3 protein-coding genes and 1 pseudogene are annotated in these 14,928 nt (G+C 49.2%); all 4 read right to left on the reverse strand.

What is annotated here, in order from left to right:
• Nucleotides 1-46: 46 nt before the first annotated feature.
• A protein-coding gene (locus AB1287_RS21805; protein WP_435619082.1) for an IS3 family transposase occupies nucleotides 47-1,212 on the reverse strand; the annotation gives its coding sequence in 2 pieces (ribosomal slippage) (nucleotides 47-948 and nucleotides 948-1,212; 1,167 coding nt in all).
• Nucleotides 1,213-1,284: 72 nt separating this feature from the next.
• Nucleotides 1,285-1,890, reverse strand: a pseudogene (locus AB1287_RS21810) (RHS repeat protein); the annotation flags it as partial.
• Nucleotides 1,891-1,969: 79 nt separating this feature from the next.
• Nucleotides 1,970-6,376, reverse strand: a complete 4,407-nt coding sequence (locus AB1287_RS21815) for a SpvB/TcaC N-terminal domain-containing protein (protein WP_435619083.1) — start codon at nucleotides 6,374-6,376, stop codon at nucleotides 1,970-1,972.
• 9 nt (nucleotides 6,377-6,385) lie between these two features.
• Entirely contained in the window at nucleotides 6,386-14,461 is an 8,076-nt protein-coding gene (locus AB1287_RS21820) for a neuraminidase-like domain-containing protein (RefSeq protein WP_435619084.1), read from the reverse strand.
• Between the last annotated feature and the right edge of the window lie 467 nt (nucleotides 14,462-14,928).

Consider the following 14,928-nt stretch of genomic DNA (forward strand, 5'->3'; position numbering starts at 1 on the left):
CCAGATTTTTGCAACAGAGCCCTCAGACGTGTAGTGGATCATAAAATCAGGACACCGGAATAACCTGTTTCCACTTTTCTTCATGTAAGCAAGGCGGTAAACCACCATTGTTCGTGTGGGGGCGATAAACGTTGTAATAACCATTTATCCACTGGTTTATATTGCGTACCGCATGGCTAAAATCACCATAACCGCCTTTCGGAAGCCATTCACGTTTAAGGCTACGAAAGACTCTTTCCATCGGCGAGTTATCCAGGCAATTCCCTCTGCGACTCATGCTTTGCATTACCCCATAATTCCAGAGTAACCTTCTGTATTTATTGATTTTATATTGAACCCCTTGATCTGAATGAAACAACAGTCGGCCATCACGCGGTCGTGTTTCCAGAGCATTACGCAAAGCCCTGCATACCAAATCCGCATCAGCGGTTAATGAGAGGGCTGAGCCGATAATCCGGCGTGAATATAAATCAACGACAAGTGCGAGATAGCACCATCTGTCCTGCAGACGGATAAAACTGATGTCGCCGCACCAGGCGCGGTTCGGTGCAGCAGGGTTAAACCGCCGGTTCAATAAGTTCGGTAATGCCGGACAGTTGTCTTCGTTCATCCGGTAGCGATGTTTAACGGGTTGACGGCTTGCCAGTCCACATTCCTGCATCAGTCGTCGCGCCAGCCACCGCCCGGCATCAACGCCACTCTGGCGCAACATCTGGCTGATGGCCCGGCTACCGGCAGCGCCACGACTGAGAGCATGGAAAGCTCTCACCCGGCTTCGCAATTCAATTCTTTGCACATTAACAGGACGCTTCACCTGCGCGTAATAAACGCTACGGTGAACCCCCCATAAACGGCAAAGACTCCGTACTGGCCACTTGGCTTTCAGCCGTGTGATTAACGCGATAATTTCCCGGGAATTTCGCTCATCAGCACGGCAGCCTGCTTTAGTATTTCTTTTTCCATCTCAAGACGCTTTATCTGTGCTTTAAGCTGCTGAATTTCGCGTTGTTCAGGTGTGATAGCATTGCCAACTGGCTCAATTCCCTGAATTTCCTGCTTATATAGCCGTATCCATTTGCGCAGATGATCAGGATTGAGTTCGAGTGCCTGCGCGACTTCCCGTACATCTCGCTGGTATTTAACAATCTGCTCGATAGCTTCGAGCTTGAACTCCGGGGAAAAGGTACGTTTAGTCCGACGAGTTTTGATCATGCATCACCTCATTTTCACTGTTTTAACATTAACAGGATTTCGAGGTGTCCTGAATGAGTGATCCACTACACCCTTCAGCAAGCAGCGGGTGACGGAGAACGGGACCTCAGTCAGGGCAATGCTGTTCGTCTGTATCAGACCCGCAGTGTCGTAGTGACTGACGCACTGCCCGGCCAGATTGAGGGTCTTCTCTGCGTCACCGTTTCCGGCATACGTAAAGCGCTCCGTGATACGGGCAGCCTGGCCAGCGGCCTGTTCGGTCACGCTCAGCGGGCGTCCAGCCTGCTCTGTGTCCTCATACTTCCAGATGCGGGTCACGGCCTGCGTTAAGTCCTCCGCGCCGCTCTCCGTGGTGCTGATATTGCTGACCGTCATAAACGCCCGACCAGCAGCGTCGTTCAGGGTCACAGTGGTGCCGGCATCGGCGCTGGCGGTACGCAGGACGCTTCCGCCCAAGTTCGTCAGATATCTGAAGTTTGCTCGCCCGGTGTCATGCAAGCGCGGGTCAGTGCTCCGTGACAGGAAACCGCGGGCATCGTACTGATGGCGGATGATACGCACATCAGTGACGTCTGGCGCGTCGGGATGTCGGTAATACGCAATATCACGCACAGTTAGGCTGCGGTTGTCGAGGACCGTGACCGACGGGGTTCTGCTGAACAGCGATAATATGCTCATGGCGTTCTCCTGCTTTCCTTTCCCTTCACTCGCCGCCGTTTTGATGGCGGTATTGTCAGCCCTTGATGCCTACAGTGTTTCATACCGAACCGCCTGTATAGTCTGGCGCCGCCACGCCGCTCGCCCCGGCTGCCGTGTCATTTTCATCCTCGCTGACCACAAACCACGGCGTGAATAATGTACGGCGTAGCCAACCCTGTGCCGTTTTCACCTGCCATTCGCGCCCCAACGGATCGTAATAATGGGTGTCGGCATACAGGTCATGGCGGGCGCTGTCGTCACTGACATACTTCCAGCTGTCGAGGAAATATGGCTGATACGTGCGGACTGCCTGACCTTTATTATCATATTCTGTCCGGCCACTGACGGCCCAACGGAAGGCGGTTTCCACTTCCACCGGTAGATCGTCTGCTCCGGTCTGTAACCCGCCGCTGCCTGTCCGGCTCCAGGCTTTCCCCCCTTCATACCTGACGGCAGTCTGCAGGACCCGTCCGAAGCCATCACTGAAAACCACCTGCTGGCGGATTTGCTGGGCGTTATCGCTGTCATAACGGTCAGTTGTCAGCGTCAGGACATGGGGCGGGATCCTCCCGCCGTTCTCCGTGTTACCCACCATCCAGCTGTCCGCGATATAAACGATGCACTGTGCAACCGGCAAGGATGAGGTCAGGGCCAGGGCAGCCTCTGCATCAGCCGGAATCATCATTGCATCAGTGCTGTAGCCGGTAGCGATGCCTTCTTCCGTCCCCCTGAACCGGGATGTCGTGATACGCCCCAGTGCATCCAGCGTAACCGTATGGACATTATCGTTCGCGTCGGTGAGCCTGACAGGGGTCAGAAAACGCCAGTCATACTCTGTCGTCGTCGTCAGGCCAGCGGCATCCCGCGTAGTGGTGATGACACAGTCATACGCATCACGGGTAACATTCACCGCACCCGTAAGCAGGGTCTCCCGGTAAGCCACAGGCAGCCAGAAATGCCCGGCGCCGCCATAGGTGGTAAATCCCCGACGTGCCGCCCAGAGATATTTACCGGCTTCCTGAACACGGGGAAAAAGGTATCCTGCCTGACGGTATCCTGCGGACTCCAGTTGCCCGGCTGTCACTGTCCCTGCCAGAGCCGCCAATTGGGTTTCTTCCAACTCTGCGGTTTCCACAAAAGCCACCCTGGGCGGTATGGCGGGTGTACCGGAAGTCGCCTCATCCAGGGCATCCAGATACCAGACCTGCTGCTGCGCCACCAGGTCGCAGGAATGCCCTTCCGCAATCAGGCTGTTATCCTGTAGCAACCGCTCCAGTGTCAACCCGTCAGCCGGCATCGCGTGTGACGGATGGGAAAAGACATCCTCCCGGCTACCCGCGATCAGTCCAATCAGCCAGTTGCCGTCAGCAGGGATGCCGGGGGCATGCCAGCGGTTCTGTAACAGATTCAGGTAGAGTATCTGCTGCTGACTGTCATAACTGTCCGCAAGGGGGTCCGGCAACCTGTCGGGAACTGACTGAGTCAACGTCAGTGATGTGCTGGTTTGAGCCTCACGCGCCTGATTCTCCTTCCCGGCGTTGCAGACGGACAACATGGCTGTTTGGCCGCCGGATGGTTTCTCCCGTCGCGGATAAGCCAGAGTAACCTGACGTAAAAGCTGACCATATTCATCACTGATCAGTTGTATCGTCTGGCTACACTGCGGATCGCTGGCAATACGCTCATAGGTGTATGTTCTGCTCTCTACTGATGAGGGGAAAACTACCGGATAGCGCCCTCGCCCTTCTACCAGGCGGACCTGGGGACGGATTTCCGTGACGGTATAGGGAGTAGTTTCCAGACTGCTGTTATCGTTCCCATATAATTCGCTGCGCAACAGCATGCCCTTCAAGCCACGCTGTAACCAGAACACGGTGGCGTCATCCGGCGTACAAACCTGTTCCCTCTCTCCGCTGCCAGTAGTGAAACGGGGAAGGAAACCCGGGAAAGCGCCACTGTCCCCGCGCCAGTATTCGTCTGCCAGCTGATTATCCACCTGCGGCAGGCCGGTGGCATACCAGTGACGACTCACTGATGGCATACTGATTTCTGTGGCCGTGCCATGACTGGCAACAATATCCGTATCCTGTATTTCCACAAAGCCAAAGCCGCGAAATTCACGTTCATGACCATCCCAGGCACCGTGGCGGTAACGAACAGTGCTCACCAGACGATTTCCGGTAATTTCATCGGTCATTTCTGTGCACTGCAGCATATGCAGAGCAAACGGCAGATAACTAAAAGGTGGGGTCGCTTCTTGTTGCATAACCTCCGCTTTTTCATCCAGCCAGAACTGCGCCGAGCTTCGGTAGTGCAAGGTATGACTGGCCCCCATATTATTGCTCATTGCATTCAGCAGATACGGTTTATGGTCTGACAGATGGCAGATCCAGTGATGGGGGGCCATATGCGGGACTGTCAGCAGCAGGCTGGCGCACCCCAGCCCCTGAATATCCGCCAGCTGCAGACTACAGGTTCGGTCATAGCCGATCCCCGTCGGAAGCATGACGCTGAATGGTTCAGCAAAGCGGTTGCCACTCAGGTTACGGTAAACCAGCAGCCGATCGCTGAGGGCATAAAGCAGGTCGGTGGTACCAGAACCGTCAATATCAGCCAGATACAACCGGGCCGGGTTAAATGTTTCCACCGGCTGGCTGAATCCAGGCATATTTATCGGCGCGCTAAACTGGCCGTGGCCGGTATTGGGCCAGTAACGCACCCCTTCAGCGAGAACCTCAACCAGGTGTTGCCGGCCGCTACCGGCCATGTCGCTAAAAGCAACCAACATCCGGTCATCAGCGCCCGGTATTGGTAGCGTAATTCCGGCTGGCTGCATCGCCATCTGCGCCGCTTGCCAGCCCTCACCGCTGCCGCAGTACAGTCGCACACTTCTGGGGCCAATAAGCACCAGATCCGTCAATCCGGCACCACAAATATCCGCCAGTTGGGCCTGCGGGTGGAAAAACTCGGTAGGCCATGCAGCCAGCGGGATAAAGTGCAGCCACTGGCGTTCAGCTGTTCGCGGGTAATTCCCCGTGATAGCCGGTGCCGTAATGGTCCATTCCAGGTAACCATCACCATTCAGGTCGGCCAGCAGGCAATTTTCACGCAGTGCAGGTATGGAGGGCAAAGGAGAGGCCGCTTCCCAGCTCACTGCATCAGGCTCATCCCCAGCCTGGCGCACCGGGGACCGATACCACCATGCCCCGTTGTCCTGATACAGGATACCGGCTATGCCTTCTCCGTTCAGGTCAACCATCTGATACGGTTGCATCGGGTTCAGGTTGCCCATATCTGCCCGCTGCTGCCATGCTGCTATGGGTGGCGTGAATGTCTGCCAGCCAAACGTCAGTGGTGGCAGGGAACACAGGGCACCATCCTCTTCGTAAGCCACATGGTGTATGGTTTGCAGCATAGTGACGCAGAGGTTTTCATCATAATGCAAGCAGAGCCGCGCGATCAGCGCTGGTATTTTTTCAATCGTTTGCTGTCCTGCCAGCTCGGTGACGGCATGGTACATCAGTACCTGCCGGCAAAGACGCCGGGTACGAAGTTCAAAACCATATTCCCAGCTGGAAAAACAATCCTGACGACACAGCCAGTCTCCTGTCCCCGGCGCCAGCCAGGCGGGTGGTCCGGACAGCAACTGGCTCCTCTCACCATAATCCAGTACCAGCGTAAATAACCAGTCACTGGATGCCGGTTCCGATGTCAGTGCCGGGAGCGTCCGGGAGGCCGTTTTGTTACCGTACCAGACGGCAGTGAGGTAGCGCTGGGCCGGGCCCGGATGGCTGGCTTGTTCTGTATCGCTGCAGCTAATGCTGTCCTCTGCCCGGTACTGCCAGTATATCTGCTCGCCAGTGGCCGACACCGATGACTCCATCAGCCAGGCGGCAGTCCGTGCCGGACTGGCCGGATCGGCGATACGAGCCTGGCGATTGCGCCCCAGCAAATGTACCTGAGCATCCGGACGGTACAGTATCCAGAAGTCCTGCCCGGTATCATCGCGGTGAGCCCAGTACTCAAAGCGGCTGAAGTTGCTTTCTGTACGTGAGCGATAAGCATGAACCGTAAAACTGCTGCCCAGTGCGCTACCGAGCAGGGCAGAAGCGCTGCGTTGTTCCTGCGCGCCACTTTCTGTGAGCACCGGTACCAATACTTCCCCATCCGGACCGGTAAACGTGTCGTTTCGGTCATAATTGGGGACGCCTTCATCTGTACTACGCCGGATAGCCAACGGCGCTATATTCCAGCCGATACCAAATGGTCCGTTACCTGCCCGACTGTGGTATTCCAGCACCAGTTCAGGGCAATAACCCCGGCCAGTACTGATCGGCAATGGCAGGCTCAGCGTTGCTGCACCATCCGGACCGGCGGTGGCGATATTGCCTTTCAGACCGGTTATCGCGCCCCCACCTTTGGGCAACGACGGTGGTTCCAGGGTTAAGCTTTCTGAATTTTGCATGACAGCCTCTCAGCAGTTATCCATATGACGGTGTGTCACATCATCAGATTGAACAATGGTGTAGCGGATATGCAGAATAATATCGGTCATGCTCTGTAACAGGGTTTTCTGCTTGCCCATGGCATTCGGGAAACTCAAAGACAACACCCCGCTGTCGTCAACGGGGATACCTTCAAACGGCAAATATCGCGCATCATTGAAATCAAGCAAAAACTGCCCGCTGTCGTTTATACCGTGGGAAACCGCGATAGCATCACATCCGCGCGGCATGCCCAGACCCCCGCCATAGCTCAGTAGTGCCTGCACATCCTGATAAGGCCCCATCAGCATCGGCAGAGAAACGCTGATTTGTTTGATCCGCCGAAGGCCGCCAGCATCCTCAGGGTAGTCACGCCTGATTGCCAAATCATCCAGTTTCACCTGCGCAATCAGTGATTGCTTATCATCAATATGCAGACCATTGGTTTGTGTACCTGCGTCACCACTCCCGGAACTCAGAATGGCCTTTATCTGATCTTTCAGTTTGAACGCATGCTCGCCAGGCGAGTCATAGACGTCTGCCAGTGAAACAGTACGCACCACTTCCAGAGCACGTTCGTCTTTGCGCAGATAAAGATCTTCCATGCGCATCAGAGCAAGCATCAGCGTTTCACCGCTCATCAGACCCGCCTGACTGTTTTGCCAGCCTCCAGGCTTAATAAAGTTGGCGTTTTTTATGCCGAAGTGCCATTCATAGGCCTGCTGTGCCATCAAACAACGGGAAACCGTGATGTCATAAAACTGGTAGTAAATACCTGCCAGTACTCCCCGCAACCAGCTGTAAAGCGATTTATTACTAAATTTACCCGTCAGGAATTCCAGATGACTCTGCATCTGTTTCTGCTGCGTTTCCAGATACGTTTTTTGCATCACTGCGGCTTGTCGCCGCAGCCCAATAGCTTCAATCTGACAGGCCAGTTGTTTCTTTTCTTTCTCTGCCATGCCGTATTGCAGTTTCCATTCTTCACGGCGACGGCGGTAATTCTCAAACTGAGAAATTCTGTCGGCGGCAATCTGCCCACCACGAACAGCGAGATCCCCCCCTTGTCCTATTGCCGCCGCTATGCCACCAATTTGGATACCCCCTATCGCCACGCCAATAGCCAAACCGCCCGTTGCGCCATAATGGTTGGGGAACATATTTAATATCGCCGCCGCCATATAGCCGCCACCTGCGATTCCCCCACCAATGGATGACGTGTACAAACTGACATCCATTGCTCTTTTTTCTTCGCCGCTGATGTTTTCATCGTAAAGTGCTTTGTAAGTCTGATAGCGCAGGGTCGCACTGGCTTCACCTTCTTTTAATGCAGCAATATCTTTATCTATTTCTTCAACTTGAGTTTCCTGTATTTTTATACTCTGCAAGGCCAACTCTTGCCCCTGGTTTTGCAGCAATTCCGCCAGCGCTTCTGCATCCTGCCGTTCGATAATGCTCAGTAAGGTGGCACCAAACTGGATTAACTGGGAAACCAGACTTTTGGCATTCTCAAGCATAGGCTGGAAACGGTAGAGGGACAGAAAAGCCGGAGGCAATCCCGCCCCTCCCTGAGAGACCGAGGCGGCGGCAGTAAGCAGTGCTTTAGGATCGGCGGGGAGTGCAAAAACAGGCAGGTTCAGAGGCTGGCCGTCAATCGAAAGGTTATGACGCAGGTTATACAGACGTTGTGTCAGTACCTGCCAGTAATTGCTCAGCTTTTCATTAAACTGAGGCAGAAAAAACCTGACCAGCGAATTTGCCGTGCGTATTGCTTCATGACTGGCGATACCGGTTTGATCCAGCACAAAAAGTTCGGCCTGATACTGTGTTTGTTTCGTTTGGTCAGCCGCATCTTTCAGTAATGGATCATCCCAGCCGCCTTCTGTCAGGTAGGGTTCATGTCCGAGCAGATTGAGCGCCTGCACATACCACATTTTGGCTTCGTTCAGCGTATCACGCTCAAGCTGGCGGTAAGCAAAATCGCCACGGGCAAGCAAAAGATCCAACATACACATGAAAACATAGACTTTGTAATGCATAGGATCATTTTGCGCGACAGCATCAGGATCAACAGAATCCAGAGGTGCGCTATTCCATGATGTATCATCCTCCAGGGGACGACAGTTCCAGCTGTAAAGCGCAGGTTGCCCGTTTTTGAAATACCCTTCCGGATTCCAGACATATTTCAGCCAGTGCAGCGCATCATCAAACCTGTTTTCCCGGAATAAACGCTGAAAAACCATCATCGGCGTGTAATAAAACATTTCCCAGAAATAGAGCGCATTGGCACCGCTGAAATCCATAGGTTCCTGGTAACCAGGCTGAATACTGACGGTAAGCGGACTGCCAGTAACCGCATTATATTTTTTCAGGGAGACCGTACTGGTATCCACAATCAGAGAGCCCGCCTCGAGCTTGCCCTTGTCACAGACCAGATACAGGGTCAGTGTATTAGAATAGGGAAAGTTAATACCATTTCCTTGATACAGAAAAGAGACCGGAATAAAGAGCGTGATAGTCTGCTCCGAATCCGTCAACATGCCGTTCCAGAAGGCATAATATCCATCCAGTACACTATCCTCAGTAGCGTGGTTATTACCACGGTAAAAGCTGAGCGTTGCGCTCCTTGAATTACCATGTTTATTTTTATCATAAGCCGGCAGGGTAACCTGAATATATCCTCCTGTTCCCAGCTGAGGCTCTGGCAACAACTGGGTTTCCATATTCAGCACACGGTTAAGGCTGATACTGGCCCGCTCGGTCAACTGCCTGGCAAACAGCGTATTAATACGGGTGCGGTAAGGACCGTATTGCAGATATTGTGCTCCGGTATCAGTTTTCCCAATGGTCAATATTCTGTAATCAGATTTACGTGTAATATTCAACACACCCGACTGGCTGCCGAGAAAACGGTCATCTGCTGCCTTCGCAGTAAAAGTGACAGTAAGCTGCGCAATATCGTTTTTGAAGGCACTGTCAGGCACAGTAAATGATATGCCGGTAAATGAAAAAGTGGTACCGTCCAGCAAAAGAGCAGGTTTATCTTTGACTAAGTCTTTGTCGCTGGCCAGGAATACCTGGTCTGATGCACCAGGTGCCGAAATGATAATTTTCACATCCTCAGCAGCCAGGGTAGTATCCATAGGATAATAGCCAGATGCATCAGTTGCAGCATAAGTACTCAGACCCGATTCAGTCAGATAGATATAATTCTGGAAATCATTATTATGATATTTAGTGTTTTCAATGTAAGTAGACTGGCCAGCTGTCAGAGTGTCAATGCTAATATCGCGATCCGGAATCCATGCTGCCACTCTACTCATCGGCCCTGACTCTTTATAAATAAGGAGTTTTCCTGCTTCACCTTCACGGGATAATTGATAGACAGGATATAAACATGCCTTGCCTGGAGCGGTATTATGATGTGGATTAGCAGAAACACTACTATATAAATAGTACTGTTTCCCCATATAAGAATCGAAGTACTTTATCAGGTTGATTTGCTTGCGCTCTGTGGTTCCTTCACAACCGTTATATATAATTCGGACATTAGCATCGGCTGAAAGGCTTAAGCTATGTTCTTTTGAGGTACCATTACTTTCTATATTAAAAAATCTCCCTCCAAAAAGTATTGTTAATGCTCTGTAACCCCATGAATAGTCAAGGCTCACCTCCCTGTCAAAATTATATTCCTTAATGAAATTAACTCTTCTGGTGCCTATACTATCCAGTTCTGTCGCCAGATATTTGGTATTTTCTTCCCCCACTTCCTCTACTGAAAAATCAGAATAAATATAAACCCCATCAAGCAGTACGTCAGACGTGTCAGCTGGATTGGTATTAATATCACTCTTTTCATAAGGGAAAACAGCGATGCTATTATCGCTTACCAAACGTGCACAATATAAGCCAAGGTTGGATAAATCATCCTGATATTCTTTCAACCACTGTATTTGATGCAGTGGAATTATCCGGGGAACACTCCATGAGTCATCCAGTCGTATATGTGACAAGTGAAGATTATATAAAAAAGCTTTTTCTACCTTTACTTTTTCTTCTTCTTTCCCTTCTATTTTCTTTACTTCGCTCCCTTCTACTTTATCTTCTTCCTTACATTCCGCCTCACTTTCTTCATCTACAATATCTGCTATTTCCTGCCGTTCTATCCAGACTATCCAGAGCTTTGATTGCCACATAACAGGGCGAACAAGGTCACCTACAGGGTTGGCCCCTATTGTGACAGACTTCCATTCAGTCCAGGCATTGGCAGGAAATTTTCCGCTGCCTGAATCAAATTTACTGTGATCCAGGCTGCGCCAGTAATATTGATGATTTTCAGCATCGCGTCCTGTCAGGTAAGTCAATCCCTGGCCTGGATTGAGATTATCATGGTAACCGCTAATAATTTCTAAATCAGCCACTTGTTCAAAACAGGTCATATATTGGTTTAAAGCATCTTCGACCGTGTCCTGGGTTAACTCACTTTGGCTAATCTGACCCAACAGATCATCCATCATGCTGGTTTGCCCGATACGAATAGTAGGATCGATATAATTTTCAGGGTAATACACCAACTGGGAGACACCTGCCCAGGTACTGTAGCGCTTGTTGTACTTATCCCAGTCAGTAAAAAACTGCCGACTTTGTACCTCATAAGACAGCCCGCTTTTTTCCTGTCGCGTAATCGCACGGTTAACATAGAGCTGAATCGAAGCAATCGCTTCCGCCAGAGGAGTCGTCTTAATCTGAGCCGAAACTTTATTATCAATTAAAAGATAACTGTACAAACTTTCCCGATCGGTCACAAAACTCAGGTTGGTATTATTGATATACCAGCTACTGAGCGCCGCACTGATTTTTTCATCCAGTACACGCTGTAATACCTTTGTTTTATTGCGATCCAGCCCAGCCTGCAAAGACTCAGCCATTTTTTCCCATTCGATGAAGGCAGTTGTCACATCGTAATAATGCAGACGTCTTAATTCATATAAAACGGCAGGGGTAATGTGGAATGTCCTCGCTGTATTCAGCCACTGCAATGTTTCCTCAACTTCTTGCCAGTCCTGAAATCCTCTTTCAACAGGGCCAATCACATCAGATTCACTGTAAATACGAGGATCATTTTTATTTTCAACACGCAGATAATAAGAATGACCTAACTGATTACTTGTAACATTGAATGAAGCCCGACCATTTTTGCTCAGATATTGAGTGCCATCCCATACATAGTTGTCATCCTGCCCTTTCCATAAAACTCTGACGTCTTCCAGCTTCAAACCCAGGTCAGCGACCTGAGAAAATATCTGTCTACCAATCAAAGGCATACCCTGAATAACCGGCTTTTTCAATATGTCGGCAGAAGGTATTGCCCCCGGTGCACTATCAGCTTGATTTCCATCGGTAGCGCGCCCGGCTATATCCGCCCAGGTTGTCGTTATGTCCTTTTTGTCAGACGCCACTATTTTCAAAGCCTGAGCAACGCTTAAAGGTTCGAGATCTAATGCGTGCGCCAACTCTGAGCTTGAAAGCATACCGTTATGGAGTGCAGAGAGAATCCCTGGTGCTTGTGAACCACATTGATCAAGCATGTCATGAAACTGCGCCAGTTTCTTCAAGGTACTGATATCATGTGGCAAACTTGTGGCGCCACGCTGAAATACTTCAGGCTTATCCAGTATCACTGAAAGTTCACTTTCATTTAATGACAGCGTCTTAATTATCAGGGCCAGCTGTGCCAGCCCCTGACAAAATTGTACAATCTGAGCTGTTTCCTGGTCAGTCATTACCTCCTGTTGTGCTAATAACAGGAACTGCTCTGTTTTTAATCCTCCAGGCTGGACACCATCAGCCCACATCAAGACAAAATGGGTTTTTTCGCTGGTATTCAATTGCAATTCAGCATTAATGATTTGCATAATGACTTCACCAGTCTTATTTTTTGTCAAACCGTTATCTTTATAGGCCTCTTTGATATTATCCAGTAGTTTTTCTATTCCTGACGTAATCGTCGAGCTATAATAATTTGTTGTCATGAGGAAAATCTCATATACCGACCAGCGCCTTTCCACTAACCAGGATATTATTTCATGGAAAAAACCATTCTGCTGCTCTATATAATCATCAGATACATGCAAAATATCCACACCATTATAAGGTGAAACTGAATATAATAATAAAAACTCCTCAAGACTCAGGTTATGAATACCAGCCATTAAGCGGAGACGATAAAGCGCAGAAAGGTTTTTTAATGAACAGGCCATGGTGCCCGTTTTTCCTGCATTAAGGATACCCCACAAAGAAAAGAGCTCAATATCATTGACCTGGAATGCCTGTTTTATACAGGCCAGCAGAAATTCCTCTTCCTCATCACGAACTTTATTGGGATCAAGGTCGAGAAGCTTAGTATCATCAGCAACAAATCCCCGTCCACCAAACAACGATGTATTAAATAATGCATCAAATAACGAAGGGTTATTACCATCGCCATTCCTGTTAATGCTCTTGTTAGTTAGCACTAAAGCCTTATCACTATCCAATTCATAAATTTCTTTATAGTGCTGAACATAAAGTAAATTTCCCAAAATGGCCCTGTCAATATCAAGAGAGCCAAATCCCCCGCCGATAATATTAAAGATTTCCTCTGGTTTTATTCCAGTAGCCTTATATAACCGGATGAGTTTATTAATCTTAAGTAATACCGTGTTAAAGCTGAGCGTGTTAAAAGAAAATTCTACAGCGTTCCTGTATTTAAGCCCGGCATAGTCACGCCCCTGAAAACATGACAAGCAAATTCGGATAACCTCCCCTTCCTTAACATCCTTCAACGAGATTGGAATACTGTAGTACTTATCAGCTCTGAGTGTACCTGATGTTTCCTCATATAGCGGAAAAATAGTAGGATATTGGCGCTCATCTTCAATCTTATAAGAATTTACGTTTCTGTTTATAGTGCTGAAATTAAAATTGCATACAAAACGCTCACCTCCAGCAGGGAGCAGCTCCATATAGTTCAGCCGCACATCAGTATAATTAACCTCCTGTTTTTCCCGCACTATTTCATTTACTTCTATTTCTCCATCATCACTAATATACACACTCAGCAAGCGACCATTTGTATACTGCTCCTGTTTATCGGAAGTATTAATTCGAGTAGTGATAAGACCGAGTAACTCTCTCAGTTCATTATTGGAAATATCGTAATAACCTGCTAAATAGTCCATATTATGGAAACGCTTGACATCCACACCCCCGAAATTTTTCTTAATTAACGCGTCAGCATTATCCACCGTAATTGTCTCGGTCAATATGCTGTATAGTTCGGGGAAAATCCCATATTTAATGCCCAGTAACTCTGCCGGATCAAAAGCAGGTGCAATATCGGGATTTTTGGTCAGGATGGAAAGATTTTTGTCCTGCAATGAAAGCACTTCGCGGATGGTTTCATGAGGTAAATGAAAGGGATTTTCCCCCATATGACGCCAGGTCGACAACATTTCCAGCACGGCCTTATCACTATCTTTATTGGCCTCTTTCTGAATATTATTAAACAAGATTCGATTAGAAATCGACAATGTAGATACTTCGCCGATCATATTTTCCTGGCTGAGTGCCAGTGATTGTAAGTCAGTACGCCGCTTATCCAGAGAATAATCTGAACTTTCAGTATGCAGCTCCCTTGCTTCGCGATACAACTCCGTCAGATAACCCGCAGGGGAAAACATTGAGGCTACAGAACCAGATTGGGTAAAACGACTGGCTCGTTGATCAAAAAGATCATTATAACCCCGTTGCAATGCTGATTGTTGAATATTCAGGTGAATAGCATTCTGTAACTGCGGGTTGGCACGAGATAAAATGGAAATTTCTCGCAATCGATTCTGCTTTAACGCTTCTTTGGCACGTTCATAGAGATAACGCGACTCCCCCCAAGTGATGGCCTGGCCGGCCATTTTCCGTAATTCACCGAAGGACATTGGCATTATATCTGCAAGGCTAAGCGCTTTCCCTGCCTTTTTCAAAACACCAGACTTATTCAACTTACTGAAAATCACTTCTGAGTCATACATAGCAGTATCTCCTGCTGATTAACACGAGAAATTGTCCACTGAAACGCGAATCCTTTCTTCAGGACTTCCTTACTGATGACCATGAAGAGACTGAATGACGACGGCTGATTCAGTGACACCTAAATTGTGTTTTAAAGGTTAGTTGTTCCTGAGTCTCTTTCCAGAAAAATCTGACTCTTTTGGAAATATTTTTTCACTACACCCCTCCAGGGCATAGCATTGTTATGCTGAAGCATAATTGTAGCGGCTCGCAATCGAAATCCCTCCGACTCGCAATCAGCGCCATTTTCGGCTCACATTAACAGCAAATGAAAAACGCTCCCGACTCACATTAAGTGATAATGGGCTCGCATTTATCCTGCCCGGCTCGCAATCCATTTCGCCGGGCTCACAATAACTGCAAATCAACATCATCATATCGGCAGACCGACTGCCAGCATTCTGTCGGGCACTGTTGCAAAGTTCGT

The organism is Scandinavium sp. UTDF21-P1B (assembly GCF_040750395.1).
GTDB lineage: Bacteria > Pseudomonadota > Gammaproteobacteria > Enterobacterales > Enterobacteriaceae > Scandinavium.